Below are 18,449 nucleotides of genomic sequence, written 5' to 3'. Positions count from 1 at the left end.
ATTTACATTAATGGGTGTCATCATTGAAAAAAATGATTTCTTTCGCGGCATCTAAAATATAGGTGTAATCTCGAATTTTCAGACGCGTCAACCAATAAGCAAGCCACAATTTATTTTTTGCAAGTATTTGCTTAGGAAAGCCATTTCTAGCCAGCATCCTTCGCCACTCACCTAGTTTTTCTTGTAGTTTCCTATCATTTTCTGCTTTATCAAACCAATCTTCATTCCATTGGTATCTCAGTTTTCCATACTCTTCAGAATAAATGGGACATGGCACGTGATTAGGATAAGCTTGCCATGGAACCGTAGATATAGCGGGGCCGAATTTTGCCAACCATTTGTTATAAAAAGTATGCAGCAAAAAATCATCTATCGGAGCAGCAACGATTAACTCCAATAAAACGCTGTCAAAGAAGGGAAGCACCACTTCAAATTGATATAAATCCAAATCTTCGAAATAATTGCTTAAATGATGTCGTTGATCATTCATTAAAAAAAACAATAACCCCGATTTCCCGTCATCTTCAGGCGTGAAACTTTGCATTTCACGTGTCATTTTTTCAAGCGGACGGCTTTCCGCCTCGTGTTTCACATCTGAGCGTAGCATCCCCAATGGAATACCTAGCTTTCGATGTTTCATTAAATATTCAGAAGCGGCCTGTATTTTTTTTTCACGCAATAACTGAATAAATGCATGATCTAAATATACATGACCCATTCCAACACTGCCACCGTCACCGGACCAGACTCGATGCGCCTTAACGCCTCGCTTGACCAATTCTGGATGAGCACTCGCCCAACTATCCAAAATTTTTCTTTGCCGTTTTGAAAAACTATCCCTCCCAAGACCAAGCTCATAATGGTGCGAGCCAAGTGCAGTCGCGGCAAGACGGCCAAAGAGATGATCCTGAGATCCATCTGGTGCAAAATTTAACGTCCACACCGGGCGATCGATGTTGCGAAGGGCTGCGACTATACAACGAGAATCCAGTCCCCCAGACAAAAAACTTAATTCAGCTGGCGTCGGTTCGACTCGAATTTTGACTGCATCAATAAAAGCTTGGTAAATACGTTCCTGTAATTCATTTTCTGAATAATGACTTGGCTTAATATCATCCCATCGCCAATACGAATTGATATGCATCGTAGACGCAGCGATCTCAATGAGCTCCCCTCCATACATACGATCAATACCAGCAAAAATAGTATCGCGAGCGAGACAATAACCAAACGCCAATTGAGAAAACATATGCTCAGGTACAATTTTCTTTGGAATTTTTGTAATTGATCTGAGCATTCTCAGTGCATTTGAGAAATAAATCCTGTTTCCAACTTTAGCGATATAAATAGGAAAAACACCAACTTTGTCAGTGCAGAGCATGAGTGATTTTGAACGTTTATCGAAACAGATGCCGCAGAAACTCCCCCTAACAAGCGTAAGGGCTTCTACATCTCGATTTTTTAAAGCTTTGATCAGAATATTTGCATCGGTGCCAGCATTATCCATGTTGAGATACGGACGACCGACAACCATACCAACATGACCCAGATCGTTTTCAATAACCAAAGCCCCCCCTGTAGGGCCAAAATCAATCGTTATCAGCGCAAAATTTTCTGCTAATACAAGATGTCTCTTATCGTCCGACTGTCGGGAAATAGCGTGCTTTAGTTCCTCGATTTCAGATGGTTCAAACTGAGAAGAAGAGGGGTCATATACACCAAGAAAAAGCATAGATTTATCTTTAGTTTAAAAAAACATTAGGATTTAAACGAATATTTTTGCGAAATAAAGCGAGTACATAAAGAAAAGGTTTTTCTATCAATAATAAACAACGCACATGCATTGCTTATTACGCCAAGTAAAATAAGAGCCAACATACTTGGAATAGAAACATAACTTAACTTAAATATAGAAGTAAGCATTAGTACCGTTACGAACATAACCGACGATGTCACAAATGGTCCAAGTAAAGCGACAAAAATTTCTCTGTAATTAAAACCCAAAACGTCTTTAGAGGAACGCACTGTTAAGTAGGTGTATACAGGCGTCCCAAAAAACCAGGAGAGAGACAAACCAAGGACTCCATAATGAACGCCAATAAATAAACATACTGGGAAAATCAAAAATGCAGTCAAAGTATTTTTCAACTCGATATCAGCCCGCCCAAATGCAGACACGGCCGTAGTGAGTAAAGTACAAATTGAACGTAATGGCAGGGCTAAACAGACTATTTGCAGAGGCAGAGCAGCATCTTTCCATTTTTCGCCCAACATTATGGCAACCACAAACGGAGCCACTGCAGCCAAACCCCACATCACAGGAAACAGTAAGTAAGATATTAATTTACCACCATGTAATAAGCGCTCACCAGTCAAGCTACCATTATGATTCATGCGTGACATGGCAGGAAATGCGACTTGATTAATCACGCCCATTGCCTTGGAAAGCGGCATGGACGCTAATTGCATCGCAACAGAATAAATTCCCAAGGCATCGCGCCCTAAAAAAGCTCCAGCTATCAATATATCCATTTGCGACAAAAAATGGCCAGCTATACGGCCAGCCATGGTTAGCCCACCAAATTTTACTAACTCACGTACCGGCGCCATTGAAAGCGACGGCCACACCCAATCACGTAACTGATAATGCAAAAAAAGTGTACGAAAAACACTACCAAAAAGAGGACTCAATATCAGCGACCAATATCCCAAGCCTTTATAAGCAAAAACCAGAGTCAACACACCTGTAATAGCTCCGGTAGCAAAATCTATCTTTGCCATTTCACGAAAACGCATTTCTCGACGCAAGCGGGCGTCTGGTATGGTACCAAAAGCGCTAATAATAAATTGACATGCTGCCACTTGAATTATTACTGTGAGTCGGCTGTCTGCATACAACATAGCGACTAGAGGAGCACTAATTACTAACAACAAGGTAACTAACGTATTCAATGCAAGTGAGTAACCAAACAGACTGGAAAGTTGTTCTTTTTTAATATCTTTTGCCTGAACAATAGCAGCAGCAAATCCAAACTCAGCAATCAATCCAAACAAAGCCGTAAACGCTGTACTTAATGCAACCAAACCATAATCAGACGGAGCAAGTAAACGCAAAACAAAAAAAGTCATACCCCACGTAATGAGTTGCGTAAACAGGCGCCCAGTCGCCACCCATTTCATACCGGAGAGCATCTCTTTTTTAATTTTTTCGCTCATACCTTCAACCTAATTGCTAAGACGAGATGCCAGGAAATTCATATTTAGAATTTTTTAAACTTAGTGTAAACCTTTGAGCCGCTAACTATACATTCACACATGATCAATGACTCTGATTGTGACAAACACCCCATACTTTGTGCAAAGTTAAATGTTTTAATCTCGCTTAAAAAGCCGCGGCCGAAAATATTTTTAATTAACTAATAAGCAATTTTTGTAAAAATACGTGCCAGTTGCTGCGCTCTATATTTTCGAGAGGACGACGCGACTAGTTCGTCTGATGCCGTATATGCCTCTTTCAATTTAATTTGGGACAAAAATCGCTCTAAACCAACTTGAATATCAGTCTCAGAAGCCATATTAACTACATTATGAAAACCTGCTGCCGTTAGTGCTCTAGCAGTTTCACCGCAAGTATCGAGTAAGCCAAAAATAGGTTTGCGTGCGCGAAAATATTCATAAATTTTTGCTGGGATCTGGGTATTAAAGGGAGTCCCCTGAAATACCAATAGGCCATCGACACTTAGCATTTCACGCAAGGCGTCTTGATATGCAATATGTGGTTCTATAAATACCATATCGTCAACGCCATATTGCAACACCAAAGCTATAAAATATTGCTCGTCACCTGGCGCTCGTAGCACGATACGGAGCGTATCGGCACTCAGGTGCCCGGACAATTTTAACGTGGCAATCGCTTTGAAGAATGCCGTTGGATCTCGTCCTTCAGAATACAATTCACCGCTATGTAGCAAGCTTATTTTGCTTTTTTCTTCGTCTAACAAACTCGCATTTTTAAATTGGAGTGGATCAAACCCATCTTCGTCATAGCCATTTTCGATCACTTCAAACTTTTTCTGTGAAACCTGAGGAAATCGCTGTCTATATATTTCACGTGCACTTTGTGTCGTAAAGACGGCTATATCACAACGTTCTATGGTCCGCCTCTCAATCCAAAGAAAAGCCTTCCTCTGCCATTTCCCTTGTGGATAGTTGTCTTGGGTCATAGGATCACGGAAATCGGCAACCCAAGCCTTTCCGGTAAGAAATTTGAGCGTAAGTCCTATCAAGTGTGCAGTTGCGATTGGATATGTTGTCCAAATCACCCGCACTTGATTCTTGTAGATGATCCACAATCCCAAAGGTATTGCACAAACCCACCATGACGACCAACGATCGGGTAACGCCAATAATTCAGGGTAACGTCCAAATATGCCAAAATGACGCTTTACATCTAAGGCCCAAGCGCGCCTCACTTTAAGATTTTCTGGCAATTGAGACAATTGAGAAATATTTTTCGATTCATAGGCAATTGGATTTACAGTCAAAACCGTTGCTTGCCAATTTTGTTCACGAAGATTTTTACTGAAACTCAAGGTTCTTTGTATGCCACTGCTTCCAGCTTGCGGTGGAAAATGGTAAGCGATTAACAAAGTTTGCTTCAATTCCTGTACTTGTTTATTGTCAATCGCGCTAGTTTTTTCTTGAATTTTCTCCACGTGACCATTTGTGGTTAGCCAGCTCAATAGGCGTAAACTAAACATCAACGGATTTGTATCCCACGGGCGACGACGGGGCAACTCGAACAAATTGCTTTCCTTATTCAGCGTTCCAAATCCCGTTGTAAACGACGCAAAATAACCCGCGTCTTGCACCATACGACGATGCCTTTGGTCAAAATCCATTCCCACTTTTCCATTTGGGTAAGCAAAAAGGCGCACAGGTTTTTGAATAATTTGTTCCAGTACCCGCTTGTTTTCATTTATTTCATATCTTGCAGCCTCGTCATCTAGCGTGGTCAAAATTGGATGGGTAATCGTATGCCCACCAATTTCTATTCCCTGCTGCGCTAAGTTCGCGACCATTTCTCGCGTTAGCATTAGATTGCTCGTTTGTATTGGCTGGCTTAATCTTTCCAATTCCAAAATAACTCGTAGCCGCCCTTCACTAGTTAAATACTTGCAGCTGTCATTAATAAAATTAACAATTTTTATTCGTTCTTTTTGTTCCGCCAAGTCCCACATTCCCATCCCGACTTTTTCGAGATCAAGCGGGCCGTTAGGAAGCAACCGAATCGCTTCCACGATACGGTCATTCCACATATTGCCGCCGGACAAAAAACCAGTCGTAACAAATACCGTGGCGGGTAAACTTAAGCGTGTGAGTACCGGTAGTGCAAGATCATGCGTAGACCGATAACCGTCATCAAAAGAAATACAAACTGCTCTAGGCGGAACTCTATCCTCTTGAATGGCAATAATTGCATCGTATAAGGATAAAACATTAAATCGCGAGGCCAAAACTTCCATATGCCAAGTGAATGTCGCGAGATCCGGTTCAGACTCCAACAAGGAATCCTTAGACGAGAGGATCCGATGGTAGTTGATAACGCAAACCCTGCTTTCCTTACCAAGTAGACTAATGCAGTCACCGACAATACGAATCAAGTTTGAAGTGAAATTAAAGGGGTGTTTTTGCACATTCATTGTGATAAATCCCCCCTTTTTCTGATGCGGAGACTAAGGGTGGTTGAAATATCGTAACACTACGATTTTTATTAAATTTACTCAATTTTTTCAAGAACGTATGAATACATATAAATATATAAATATTAACATAAATCAAAGCGCTTGTATTTGTGTACACAAGGAGCCATTCCAAATCCGATCAAAATTGGAAGTACACAAACGGGGCTTTTCCGCTAGTCATCGCGATCAATACATACACCAGGAAAACTAGGCAAACGGCGAGCTGCCAACAGTTTTTGCTTCGTATAAAATCATACAGTGCAAGGCTAAAACGAGTCGGTATGAAATGACAAACCACTGCTAATACAAAAGCACAAATACCAATCGCGCTCAACGGTGCCGCCTTAGCCGTAGAAGTGATAATGGCCGATGCGAATGTAATCGCCGCAGCTAAATCCGGTGCTCGGAAAAGTATTCGAGAAAAAGCCACAATCTGAAACACGATGATCACTCTTAAGAACCACAACCACCCTGATTCACTAAGCGGTGGCATCCCTAGGCGCACACGCCGATTTCGAGCAAAACGCTCCACACAAATCACACTACCATGTATCAATCCATAAAAAATGAAGTTCCAGCCAGCACCATGCCACATACCAATTGCTACAAATGTAATAAATAAATTCAGATAAGCATTGCCGAATTTAGAACCGCCAACACTGAAGTAGAGATAATCCCGAAAAAATCCAGACATAGAAATATGCCAACGCTGCCAAAAATTGGAAACACTATCTGCTAGATAAGGTCGATTGAAATTGATAGGTAATTCAAAGCCGAGTAGATTCGCAGCCCCCCTAGCGATATCAGTGTAGCCAGATAAATCCATGTAAATTTGAAAGCTGTACGCATAGATCGCGAGCAACAAAAACCAGCTTGAATAAGCACTAGGATCAGTAAATGCGGGATTGACAAGATGTATGGCTAATACATCAGCAAAAGCAATTTTTTTTATAAATCCGCGCATTAGCAAAAATAGGCCAGTTTCAATTTTCTCCGGATTAAGCTTAGATACACTTTGTATTTGAGGCAGCAATTGATGAGCACGAGTAATTGGGCCAGATAAAACCGTAGGGAAAAAAGCAACAAATAAAGAAAAATCACGTAGGGAATTGCAATGAAGCTGTCGCCCGCGATAAACATCGAGGGTGTATGACAGACTTTGAAACGTATAGAAGGAAATTCCTATCGGTAAAATGAGCTGCAGCACTGGAGCATTGATCTGCAAACCAAATCCACTCAACAACATCGAAAAAGTTTCCAAGAAGAAATTTGCGTATTTAAAATATGCCAATACGCCCAAACCCGAAACAACAGCTATGAATACCAACTTCTTTCGATATCGAATATCTGTGCTGGTTGCAATTCGTTCCGCAACAAAAAAATTAATCAAAGTATTTAATAACAATAGACAGGCGAAACGCCAATCCCAGCACATGTAAAAATAATAACTAGAAAAAAGCAGCAGGTTATTACGCAAATTTATCCGCTCGCCACTTTTGTATATGAACACAAAAGTAATTGCGAGAAAAAGTAAAAAATGAAAAGATAAGAATGACATGGATTACTCGACTAACAACTTGTTCTTGATGATGAAGTCATACAATGTGTCAGCCACCAAGACCTCGCCCTCAAACGAAAAATGACTAGAATCTGCAAAATAACGAGACCCTCCTGGTACCAATGTATCCAAATCAATTAGCTGTATCTGATGCGCATATACTGCCTGCCGTATCGCTGTGTTATGCCTGTCATAAAGTTGATGCAGACCCGCTATATCAAAACAATGATTGTAATAACGTGCCGTTTCTGAGAGTTTGGCCTGATCCGATAAAGATTGCTCAGGGCGGTAGGCACGAGCATTAGTCGCTAGAACCAGTTTTATCTTTAGTTCTGCGGCCCTTTGAATAAAAGCCTCAAGCTTATTTTGATATGCTTGCAAACTAATGTTGGCAGGGTTACGTAGGCTCGCTTGTTTGATGTTTGCCGTGCGTAGAAAAACAGTGTTTTTCTTGATCATATCTACCGTCTGCAACCAATCAGGTAGTGAAATTATCGGCAAACCCTGACGTTGAAATTGTTTAGTTCCGGTCCCACGGTCCTGACAATACACGGCAAAATCATTAAAACCAGGGTAGACAACCACTAGATCCGGTTTTAATGTGGCGACGCGTGTTTCCAGCATTCGCCGCTGCTCATCAAGGCCCATTCCCGCTATGCCGGCATTGACGACATCAATTTTTCTTAACGGAAATTGTTTGCGCAGACGCTGTTCCAACTGCGCGGGAAAGGTTTTATCATTGTCTGCCGCATAGGCACCCATCACAGTAGAAGCGCCGACCACGGCGACTCGCCAACTATGTTCTTCTCTAGCAATAGGGATTTCAGGACTGCGTAAGCCTAAGGAATTGCTACGTAAGGTGGTTTGGCTGCCAATAATTGTTTTATTTGGTCTCAGCAATAACAAACCTGTCTCATCATTCTTTACATAAACGCTCTCTGCGAAAATAAGATTAAAAACGCTTTCGCCAGAACGGAAATGGGCACGAATTTGAAGCGCAAACTCAATAATTACCATTAATGCAATCGCTATCAAGACGATGCATGTAACTTTTTTAGTACCAGCAACGCGGGACAGACGTGAATCTATAGCCATTTGTACAAAAGCCTCTGCTGCTATATTCCAAAATGAAGGGGAGGTTGCAAAAAATAATCTTTAAATATTTGCAATTTATTTAAGAAAATATTCTAATCTAGTGCCTTTCAACAATCAATCTTCTGGAGTTTTAACGTCGCCCTATTGGTCTTTTTGTATCATTTATGTCCACAAGATAAATCTAGACTCTTCTAAAATAACAAATAAGATGGAAAGGTAAAATTTTTCAGTGGTTTATTTATTCTTAGTCCAATCAAGAAGTCTACGAATTTTCTGTTTACCTAACATTTTCTTTATTTCGTTAAACAGCGTTACATAAGCCTGATGAGTAAGGATCAATAAGCGATTTTTCCAAGTTTTTCGTAGCAAAAGCATATGCCCCCGAATTTCTATTTCGTTCGATGCATGGTGGTTGTTTGCAGGATTGCTGTAACCCAAATCAAGATTTTCCATGTGAAGATTGGTGATCAGATCCTCGATCGCCATGTACAGAATGGAAATACCTGCGGATAAATGTGCCACGTCAGGATGATAGTAAATATTGTGAATCAGTAGTTTTCGCTCCGAGCGGGTTGCGACAATTACCGCATATGCCCGGTCTCCTGATCTAAGCACATATGATAGAAATAAACCTTGTCGTGCCAAGCCTTGATAGATCTTTTGACCAAGCAACTGTGGCAACCATTCTGCCGGTACCATGCTTTTTCTGGCTGCGATCAAAGTTGGAATTTGATCTGTATGCTCGACTCGGTCTAGTTGCAGATCGGTCCCGCTAAACTCTCGCAAAAGGCGAACTTGACGCTTCAAATTGAAACGCTTTTTAGAATTAAATCGTTGTAAATATTCATCAAAACTTGGTGCCAGAGGGATTAGATGACACTCTCGCCACTCATCAATAACGTAATTACAATATTCATTCTCGATCACTGCTGAACGCTGTATATATGAATGCCAAACACTATTTAATGGCAAGGAAGGCATAGACACCGCACCGCATGACGGATAGTTTTTAAACAGATATTGAAGTAAAGCCTCGAAACCTGCATGATCAGGCGAGATTAATGGAACGCTGCCCAAAAGTGTAATTACCTGTAGCGTTGGCGCTGCAAGTGATCTTGCTCCCAATGAATAACGGAAGACCTGGGCACGAAAACGTATAGGAATGATACCAATGATGTGTCTGGTATCCGCGTTTTTAATGACTAAAACTTCAATATGGTCGTGCCCGCTATTGGTGTCAGTCAAAAAATCGAAAAATTCCGGGCTCTGATACACTTTTTCGGTGCTTGTACTGGCAGACAACAGCTCTCGCCATGCCGATAAAATCGATGCATCATTTGGAATATTAGTGGCATTTTCAACAATGTATTTCTGCATATCTTTTAACGGCGAGATCATTTCAATGTCGTTTTTCAATTCGTTCTTCGTACATTTCCATGCGTTCTAGCGTCGGCATAGACAAAAATTACAGCACTTAATTTCTATTATTGCAATATAATTGAACGAGATTTCGCATAGCAGTATATAGTTTTTTTGTTAATTTTGTTTCATTTAGTTACAACTCGTCGATAAAAATATTTCTACTTTGAATAGCATGACAACATTTCTGAAAAAGTTTAAGCGATACTAACCGAACATTGGTGATTTTTACAATATTTGTACATTCATTGCTACAAACCAAAAAGGAAGAAATTGGAAAAAATTAAAGTCATTATTTCTTTTGATATTGAATTTAATATTAATGGGGCTTTCTCCAATCCTGACATGTGCTCGCCACTAGGCGCCGCCTCATTAGTGAGGTCGCACTCTGGGCAAGAACATGGCCTAGGTTTCGCACTTGCATGCCTCGAACAGCATCAATTACGCGGGACATTTTTTTTAGAAACGCTGTGCTCTCACTGGTTTGGCATTTCTGAGATGAGAAAAATTGCCCAAAGTATCGCGGTAAATCAACATGATCTTCAATTACATTTGCATCCATGTTGGACTACATTTAAGAATCCGGACTGGAAAACTGCCGCTCGGGAAGCAAATCCAAATGATTCGATTGCCAACAGAACCTCAGATGAACTTCGCGAAATCATCGTTGATGCAAAAAAATTATTCGTCGAAATTACTGATAAAAACCCAACTATCTTCAGAACTGGAAATCTTGAAATAGATCGGGAGGCCTTTCGAATTTTCTACGAACAGGGTCTAAAATACTCGTCGAGTTTGGGTGCCGCCGGTAAAGGTTATGCAGATAAGACGCTTAATTTACACCATGGAGTGCATAAAATTGAGGGTGTTACCGAGATCCCTGTGTCCTGTTACTTTAGCCAAATCCCTAACAAGGGATGGCGCTTGTTCACCATACCAGGTAGCTCAACGAAAGAAATCGAACATCTGCTGGACTTTGCCTATCAACATCAAATTAGCCCCATCGTGATCCTGGTTCATGCTTCAGATTTTTCACCGCAAAGTGGACATATACAACCGCAATTCAAGCCGAATTATTTCAATCAAGATCGGTTTAACTTCTTGTGCTCGATGCTTGCAGAAAATCGGGACCGCTTTTCCACGCTTACCTTTGACGAGTTTTGTAACGAAACTCCGGCGGCAACCACAGACATTATGCCCTCATTATCCGCGCCAATTTCTGGCGCCTTAATACGCATATTACAAAACAATGTGCTCCCTAGAGTCGGCATTAATTGAAGTGAATACCCAGCGATACCAAGCAAAACTATTTATTTTTAGCAGTATTTTTTTAAACACTTAAATATCCGCCTTTCGGACAAGCTAGATCAAACAAGGAACTAACAGTGATTTTTTGGGAATATCGTCAAGTAACATTTAAATTTCAACTTAGCGATAAATCTCTTTTCAAAGTGAGTCTGCCGCTTCAAGTTAGAAATATTTCACTGACTGAGAATGTCGTGGCGGTGGAGGATTTAATTCCGCCATCAGAAGAATGCAGGGCAGATAGTCAGGGATACGCGATTCGCTCCCTCCCAGTAAAAAATGCATTTCCTTCTATTTCTAAGAAAAATAATTTCTATTGTTACGTCCAAAAACAATACCAACATTGCTATATCGACATGCGCATGTCGTTTGACGACTACAAGCAAAAATTTTCGTCGAAATCACGTTCTACGATCACTCGAAAAGTAAATAAATTCGAAGAATATTGTGAGAAAAAAAATTCCTGGCGCGTCTATAAAACGGCAGATGAAATGCGTGATTTTCATCTGTTAGCCAGACAAGTTTCAAAAAAAACCTATCAAGAAAAATTGCTAGATGCGGGCATCCCAGACAACCCGCAATTTATACAAGAAATGACGGTATTGGCGGCCGACCAGAAGGTTAGAGGGTATATCTTATTTAATGATGCTGTCCCTGTCTCCTACCTGTACTGCCCTATCGTAGAGGATGCACTTATTTATGCCTATTTAGGCTATGACCCAGCCTATTTGAAGCAGTCAGTGGGGACAGTACTCCAATGGTATGCATTACAAGATATGTTTGCCGAAAATCGCTTTAAAATTTTTGATTTTACTGAGGGTCAGTCAGAACATAAGCGCTTTTTCTCTACCCATGAATTATCCTGTGTCAATGTGTGTTTTTTACGACCGAATATAAAGAACCGCATTTTGATTTACAGCCATTTCTTCATGGATAGCGTCTCCAATCGCTTAGGGGATTTTTTAAATCGATTTGGATTGAAAACCAAGATAAAAAAAATATTACGTTTTGGATTTTGAGTCGGCATCACATACACATTGAGCCCGCTAGTCAGCTTAGCCACAGTAGAAAAACAGAGGGGAAATTTCAGCTAGGCTCTGCCCATTTCCCCTCGGTGTACGTGTGAGAACGGGCATTTTTTCCTCGAAAAGCTTGAGATTAATTTTATGAAACAGCTACTTAAGTCGTTAGCAAAAATTCTGTTGGGCGACTACGCCGTTTATTATATCTATACCCGCAGCGCCAAAGATTTCTCTTTGCATGACTCAAAATCATCTGCCGCTTTCAAAGTGATTCCTGTCGATGCTGCGGAGATACTCAAGAGCCAAGACCCATTGATTCGACAGCAAGTTGGATACTCAGGTGTAGGCGCTAATGCCTACGCATGTTTAGAAGGTCAACGGATTGTCGGGCTATGCTTTTACTGGTTTGGGGAACGCTATCAGGAACGAAATTTTTGGCCACTATTAGAACATGAGGCAAAGCTCGTACAGATCATATCGTTAGCGGAAATGCGCGGTCGCGGCATCGCTAGCCGTTTGATTCAGTCTTCCTGTCAAGACCTGTTAGAACAAGGATTTGTCCAGGTGTATTCACGTATATGGCACTCGAATATCCCGTCAATTAAAGCCTTCGAACGCGCCGGGTGGGTGCGAATTTCTCTGGTCATTGAGATCAATCCGCTGAGACGAGTGCGGCCGATTAAACTTCGAATTAATTCGAAATTATTCATTCGATGACTTTTCTTTGGCTCATGATTTAACGACCCATGTTCACACCCGGATAGGTGTAATGCCAGGGGATACGCTCGCTAAATAAGACGCTATACCCCTGGCCCAAAACGCCCCTCGAGAACGGTGCTGTTTATACCGCACGCGCTTCCTGTTCCCGCATTGCAGCTAATGGCACCAGGAATTTTTGCTCTAACACAAGCACTAAGGCCATGATCGCGTAGGTCATGTCGAAATAGGCAAAACTCAATGCGGCACCTCCTACAGCATAGGCAAAGATGGATAGTTTTAACATCGTCGCCAAACTGATCAGCCATTCAGGACCATTCAGGGCACGTGCTCTTTTTGCGATGCTACCGGCTTTAAAAAACGACAGACCTATGAAAGCGCTAAAAATGAACAGACCGATGAATCCATGGTCGCCGAGAACTTGAAAATAACTGCTATGCGCAGCGTGTGCACCAAAGGTATCGGGCAGCGCCGTTCCCGTATAAAAAAATGGAAATTTATAAAAATCCTGCGATAACGATGACCATACCGGGAAATATTCCAATGCCTTGAATCCGCCGCCGAATACATTTTGCGACGCCAGAATAAACGATAATTTCCAAGCCACCATGCGCCCCAGGAACGAGTTATCCTGATCCGCAGTACTGATGGTATCCATACGATTAAACCATTGATCGGGGATCAGTCCTACCATAGCACCACCAATACACAGCACCAAAATGGCGAACCAAATTTTTCTTTTGCTTTTGATGAACAGATAGCCACCTACCGCAATCAGTGCCAGCAAACCACCGCGAGAATTAGTGCCGATGATAGAGGTAATGACTAGGGTAATGAGAGAAATCAGACCGAATTTTAGTATCCAGGATTTTTTTCCAAATTCGCCCAACAAATAGAAACAGACGGGCAATAGCATCGCGAACGCCACCGCCAGCTCATTCCTATCAGCCAAAATATGCCCTGGCATTCCCCTGATATTATGCACGCCGCCACTATTGATGTATTTCAGCCCCTCAACCGAGGCATAAAAACCCACAGAAAAAATCAAGCACCAGAGAAAGAAATCGATATGCAGCTTCTTATCGATAATGAGTAAGATACAAATGAACAGTGCAATCACTTTGGCCAGCCTGGACCAGATATCCCAGGCGATTTCAGGTATGCCTATGGCGAAGATAGTGGTAATCAGGGTCCAGCATAAAAACAGTATCACCAAGCCACCTATGTTTCCCAATTGTAGTTGGGATTTTTTCTTGGACATCAGATAAACGCAGATGGTCAGGCCGGCAAACAATAAGTTATATCGTATATCCCCAGCGATTCCATAGACCCATCCGTTTGGGAAAAACATCGCGGTCCAGATCCATAGCCCCAAGCCGATAAAGGCGCGTTGAAACATGGCGAAAACCAGGATCGGCAAGATAGCCAGCAAAAAAATATCGCGCATACGCTAGTCTATTTCTCAGTTTCACGTGAAGTCTCAGCCTTGTCCTGGCGTATCGCCCAGAAACAGACGAACACCAGCACTACTAAATTAATTGCCCAAAGTGCACTTTCCATTTCTTCTCCTTATGTACTGCCCTACTAGCGTTATTTTTGAACTTATTTAGGCTTTACTTTGGCCTGACTTTGCTCTGACTTTGCCGGATAAACAAGCATATATTTCAATATACTCCCACAAATATTTATAGAATCATGCCATTTACGCACATGGGTAGAGCGATGTAAAAATATACTACCTACCAGTATATACTGTCGATCTGAAAAATCTCTACAAGTGTTCGTTTAATAGGTCGCGACTTTACTGATCACATAGCGAAATTTTCCAGATTTTTCCGGCGGTATTTCTGTTACCTGTTCTACCTGTATTTCGACCTCGGCACCGAGTCTGGCGCGAAAGCCCTGAATAATTTTTGCGCTGAGTGGTTCGCTCAGTGGGTCTTCCAGAACCACCTGTACGCGCGTCAATTCCAGGCTTTCTTGAATAATCTTGAAAGCTCGTACTTGCGGCAGGTCGCGCAAAATATAGATCAGGGCGAGACCGTGCATCACGGTACCATTGCGCGCCACCAAAAAATCAGTGCTGCGGCCCTGTATTTCTTTCAGCACAGGCAAGCCACGACCACAGCCGCAGGGCGCATCTGAGAGTACCCCGATGTCGCCGGTACGATAACGAATAAAAGGGAATTCGCTGGTGGCTAAATGCGTCACCACAATTTCACCTGCTTCGCCTACAGGCACAGGCAAACCTTGAGGATTAACGATTTCGACGATGATGTCTTCGGCCGTAATGTGCATGCTGCCGTGCGGGCATTGGTGCGCGATAAAGCCGGCATCACGTCCGCCATAACCGTTCGCGACTTCACAGCCAAAACCAGTCGAGATTTGCTCGCGCTGTTCATCGTATAAGCGTTCAGAGGTGACGAAGGCGACTCGTATCCCTAAATCATTCATGACTACGCCGCGCTTGGCCGCATGCCGCGCAAAATGGGATAAAGCGGACGGATAACCGAACAACATTTTGGGACGTAGCTGGCGAATCTGGGCTAAAAAATCATCTAGTTTTTGCTCGGACATTTCAAATGCTGGCAGCAGTTTGGTACGAAACACCTTGTCGCGCATGCCGCGCACGCTATCTTGGGTACCTAATTCGATAGGCGAACCCCACACCACGATCTCTCTATCGCCGATGTCCACATCCCACCACCGGGTGGCACGCCATTTAGCCGCGACGTCGTGGCTGACGCGTTCTTTGCCGATAAAAAATATCAGCGGTTCGCCGCTCGATCCACCGGTATTAAAACGTGCCAGATGGCGCGCTTGCTCGGATTTTAATGCTTCGGTATGGGCGCGTATCTCGGCCTTAATTAAAAATGGGAAGCGGCTTAAGTCTTCCAGTGAAGTGAGCTGCTCCGCTTGCAAACCAAGTTGCGCAAATAACTGTCGGTAGTAGGGCACATGTTGTTGCGCGTGCGAAAGTAGTTGCTTGAGTCGCGACAATTGCAGTTCGCGCAGTTGCTCGGGCGACCACCACTGACTCTGCTCCATCTGCTTGCGTAGCGCGACGGTATTATGTTTTTTTAAACGCTCTTGCAAAGGGAAAAATACCCCCGCCACTAGTGAGGTATACAACTCTTTATGAGAGCTAGACTGTGTGCCCAATGGTACTCTCCCGCTAGTGCTTAGCCGTAGCTGTTGATTTAAGGATGGCCACCTCTGCATACACTGGCAATAAGCGTTGCCGCACCTTAGGCCATGTATATTGCGCCACCAATTCTACGCCAGCCTGGCGTAATTCTTGTGCTTTTCTAGGGTTGTTTAGCAAAGACAGTACCGCTTCGGCCATCGCCGCTGGCGCACCAGGCGCTACCAGCAAGGCTGTTTTTTCGTGCTGCACCAGATATGGTATACCGCCGACATCGGTGCTGACCACAGGTATACCGCTGGCCAAGGCCTCTAAAATAGAGATGGGCATATTGTCGGCCAGAGTGGGGTTGAGCATGATGTCGGCATCGCGATACAGTTGCGGCATATCATGATTATCTATGCGCCCCGTAAAAGTCACTGCATCGGATAACTGCAATTGCTTAGTCAAGGCCATCAAGGCCGCCTGTTCGGGCCCGGAGCCGGCAATCGTCAGGCGCGCCCGAGGTAGGCGCTCGTGGATGATCTTAAATGCCTGCACGGCTGTCACATTATCGTAAATCAACTCCAGATTACGTGCGACCAACAACCGCGGCGCCTCGGTCCATAGCGGATTTCGTGGCTGTTCAGATGCAAAAAACCGACTGAAGTCGATGATATTCGGTACAATTTTTGACGTAAAACCATACTGCTTAAAAATTGTTTCTAAAAATCCCGAGGGGACGATAATCGTTTCGACTTTGTTTAGACTAGGCTTGACCCAAGAGAAGTCTGTCTTAAAAAAACTGGCAGCTTCCCCGCCCCGATAATTAACAATCACCGGTGTGCCACGCAGATGCGCAATCCAGATGGCAGGCGCGGCGAACAGATGCCAGGACCAGCCAGAGTTTGCCATGATATGCAGCAAATCAGCCTTGCCGCTTGCACTCCATAATTGTCGCAAATACGGGAATAAGCGAAACAGGGCACGCAATCCTTTGAGATTCGCCACCCAGGATGGATAGGCACGATTGACCTGCACCAACTCGACCTCAAGGCCATCGGCACGCAATAATTTTGCTAACTGTAGGGTTTGATTCGCCATACCGCCAGACGACGGCGGCAAGGGACCGACCAGGGCTATATATAAACTCGGCAAATTCGGAAAAATCGGCACAGACTCAGCTGGAGTGATCGCTATACTCATGATGCAATTTTCTGACTGCTTAATTTGCCATTGCGCTTGCCAATTAGCTTGCTATAAACCGCCTGATAACGCGCCACGCTCCGCGGCCAGTTACGCTCATTTTCGACGAACTCGCGGGCGGCACTGCGCAAGCCTGGCCAACGTTCAGGTGCGGCCAGCAATGCCAATACCTTACCAGCCAGATCATCTGGATCGTCCGCTTTAAATAATATTCCGGTTTTTCCATCGGCAATTAGCTCTTGATGGCCTCCCACGTCGGACGCCGCCAGCAGCCGACCTTGCGCCATCGCTTCCAGTGGTTTGAGCGGCGTCACCAAATCGGTCAAACGCATGCGTAAGCGTGGATAAACCAAGACATCGATCAGGTTGTAGTAGCGCTGCACCTGATCGTGCGGAACTCGACCGGTAAACATCACTTTATCCGAGATACCTAACCGGATCGCTTGTTGTTGAAGCTGCTGCTCTTGCGGACCGCCGCCGACTAGGAGCAGATGTATAGCTGGATTACTTGCTAACATCTTGGGTAGAGCTTGCAACAAAATATTCAAGCCTTCATAGGCGTAAAAAGAACCGATAAATCCTAGCACCAACTTTCCTTCCAGTCCAAGTTGGTGGGTAAGAGCCGCATCGGCAGTTTCGCCTACACTAAAATCTTCGATATTCACCGCGTTTGGAATCACGGTTACTTTCCCCGAGGGTATCCCTCTTTGCACAATTTCACTACGCAAACCCTCGCAAATCGTAGTGAGTGCATCGACATGCTTGATGGCATAGGTTTCCATCGCCCTAGTCAGACGATAGCGTAAGCCCCATTCTGAACTAGTACCGTGATCGACTGCAGCATCTTCCCAGAAGGCACGTATTTCATACACCACTGGTATTCCTAGGCGTTTGCCTACACGCAAGGCGGCGATCGCATTGAGCGCCGGAGAGTGCGCATGCAAGACATCAGGTTTAATCTGCAGCGCGACTTGCTCCAGTCGTCGCGTCAGATTATTGATCACGGCCAGCTGATTGAGTACCGGGAAGCGATTCATCCAATGGCTTTGTGGGGTGCGAAAAAACCGCCACTCGTGATCCACGGTTTCTTCCGCTGCACTGCAATCACCCTGCTTAGGGCTGGTGATATGGAAGGTCTCCCAGCCTAAAGCACGCTGTTGTTTGAGAATAGACAAAGTGCGAAAGGTATAGCCGCTATGCAGAGGTATTGAATGGTCTAAGATGTGCAAAATACGCATAGGTTTTGGACGATAAGGGAA

At 43.5% G+C, this 18,449-nt stretch carries 13 protein-coding genes; 3 read left to right on the top strand and 10 right to left on the bottom strand.

Features of this window, described 5'->3' with window-relative positions; genetic code table 11:
- Positions 1 to 7 precede the first annotated feature (7 nt).
- The 6 genes from ACO0K8_RS07010 to ACO0K8_RS06985 form a co-directional block, all read right to left on the bottom strand.
- Complete coding sequence (locus tag ACO0K8_RS07010; RefSeq protein ID WP_422945936.1) at positions 8 to 1,732, bottom strand: asparagine synthase-related protein; 1,725 nt, start codon at positions 1,730 to 1,732, stop codon at positions 8 to 10.
- A gap of 26 nt (positions 1,733 to 1,758) precedes the next feature.
- Positions 1,759 to 3,216 (bottom strand): lipopolysaccharide biosynthesis protein, encoded by a 1,458-nt coding sequence (locus ACO0K8_RS07005; protein ID WP_422945935.1) that lies wholly within the window; start codon positions 3,214 to 3,216, stop codon positions 1,759 to 1,761.
- A 200-nt stretch (positions 3,217 to 3,416) separates the two neighbouring features.
- On the bottom strand, positions 3,417 to 5,702 hold the full coding sequence (locus ACO0K8_RS07000) for a polysaccharide deacetylase family protein (RefSeq protein ID WP_422945934.1): 2,286 nt from the start codon (positions 5,700 to 5,702) through the stop codon (positions 3,417 to 3,419).
- Positions 5,703 to 5,883: 181 nt separating this feature from the next.
- Positions 5,884 to 7,302, bottom strand: coding sequence for an MBOAT family O-acyltransferase (locus tag ACO0K8_RS06995; RefSeq protein ID WP_422945933.1), 1,419 nt, complete (start codon positions 7,300 to 7,302; stop codon positions 5,884 to 5,886).
- Positions 7,303 to 7,305: 3 nt separating this feature from the next.
- Complete coding sequence (locus ACO0K8_RS06990) at positions 7,306 to 8,337, bottom strand: SGNH/GDSL hydrolase family protein (RefSeq protein ID WP_422945932.1); 1,032 nt, start codon at positions 8,335 to 8,337, stop codon at positions 7,306 to 7,308.
- 294 nt (positions 8,338 to 8,631) lie between these two features.
- A complete protein-coding gene (locus ACO0K8_RS06985; RefSeq protein ID WP_422945931.1) occupies positions 8,632 to 9,813 on the bottom strand; it encodes a GNAT family N-acetyltransferase in 1,182 nt (393 codons plus the stop codon).
- 276 nt (positions 9,814 to 10,089) lie between these two features.
- Between ACO0K8_RS06985 and ACO0K8_RS06980 the strand changes: the two genes are divergently transcribed.
- From ACO0K8_RS06980 to ACO0K8_RS06970, 3 genes are all read left to right on the top strand, one after another.
- Entirely contained in the window at positions 10,090 to 11,094 is a 1,005-nt protein-coding gene (locus ACO0K8_RS06980; protein ID WP_422945930.1) for a hypothetical protein, read from the top strand.
- A gap of 107 nt (positions 11,095 to 11,201) precedes the next feature.
- On the top strand, positions 11,202 to 12,140 hold the full coding sequence (locus ACO0K8_RS06975; RefSeq protein WP_422945929.1) for a GNAT family N-acetyltransferase: 939 nt from the start codon (positions 11,202 to 11,204) through the stop codon (positions 12,138 to 12,140).
- A gap of 147 nt (positions 12,141 to 12,287) precedes the next feature.
- Entirely contained in the window at positions 12,288 to 12,860 is a 573-nt protein-coding gene (locus ACO0K8_RS06970) for a GNAT family N-acetyltransferase (protein WP_422945928.1), read from the top strand.
- A 124-nt stretch (positions 12,861 to 12,984) separates the two neighbouring features.
- Here ACO0K8_RS06970 and ACO0K8_RS06965 read toward each other — a convergent pair whose 3' ends face one another.
- The 4 genes from ACO0K8_RS06965 to ACO0K8_RS06950 all read right to left on the bottom strand — a co-directional run bounded on the left by ACO0K8_RS06965 (position 12,985) and on the right by ACO0K8_RS06950 (position 18,428).
- Positions 12,985 to 14,307 carry a putative O-glycosylation ligase, exosortase A system-associated gene (locus ACO0K8_RS06965; protein WP_422945927.1) on the bottom strand — a complete coding sequence of 441 codons (1,323 nt, stop codon included), beginning with the start codon at positions 14,305 to 14,307 and terminating at the stop codon, positions 12,985 to 12,987.
- A gap of 338 nt (positions 14,308 to 14,645) precedes the next feature.
- Positions 14,646 to 16,022, bottom strand: a complete 1,377-nt coding sequence (locus ACO0K8_RS06960; RefSeq protein ID WP_422945926.1) for a phenylacetate--CoA ligase family protein — start codon at positions 16,020 to 16,022, stop codon at positions 14,646 to 14,648.
- Positions 16,023 to 16,035: 13 nt separating this feature from the next.
- Positions 16,036 to 17,190: a glycosyltransferase family 4 protein gene (locus ACO0K8_RS06955; protein ID WP_422945925.1), complete on the bottom strand. Its 1,155-nt coding sequence runs from the start codon at positions 17,188 to 17,190 to the stop codon at positions 16,036 to 16,038.
- Positions 17,187 to 18,428, bottom strand: a complete 1,242-nt coding sequence (locus tag ACO0K8_RS06950; RefSeq protein WP_422945924.1) for a TIGR04063 family PEP-CTERM/XrtA system glycosyltransferase — start codon at positions 18,426 to 18,428, stop codon at positions 17,187 to 17,189. The genes ACO0K8_RS06955 and ACO0K8_RS06950 overlap by 4 nt, the downstream gene beginning before the upstream one ends.
- Positions 18,429 to 18,449: the final 21 nt, after the last annotated feature.

Origin of the sequence: Undibacterium sp. Ren11W (genome assembly GCF_049340485.1) — a bacterium.
Taxonomy (GTDB): Bacteria; Pseudomonadota; Gammaproteobacteria; order Burkholderiales; family Burkholderiaceae_D; genus Undibacterium.
Note: the sequence above shows the minus strand (reverse complement) of the source record. Positions and strands in the feature narration are given on the sequence as shown.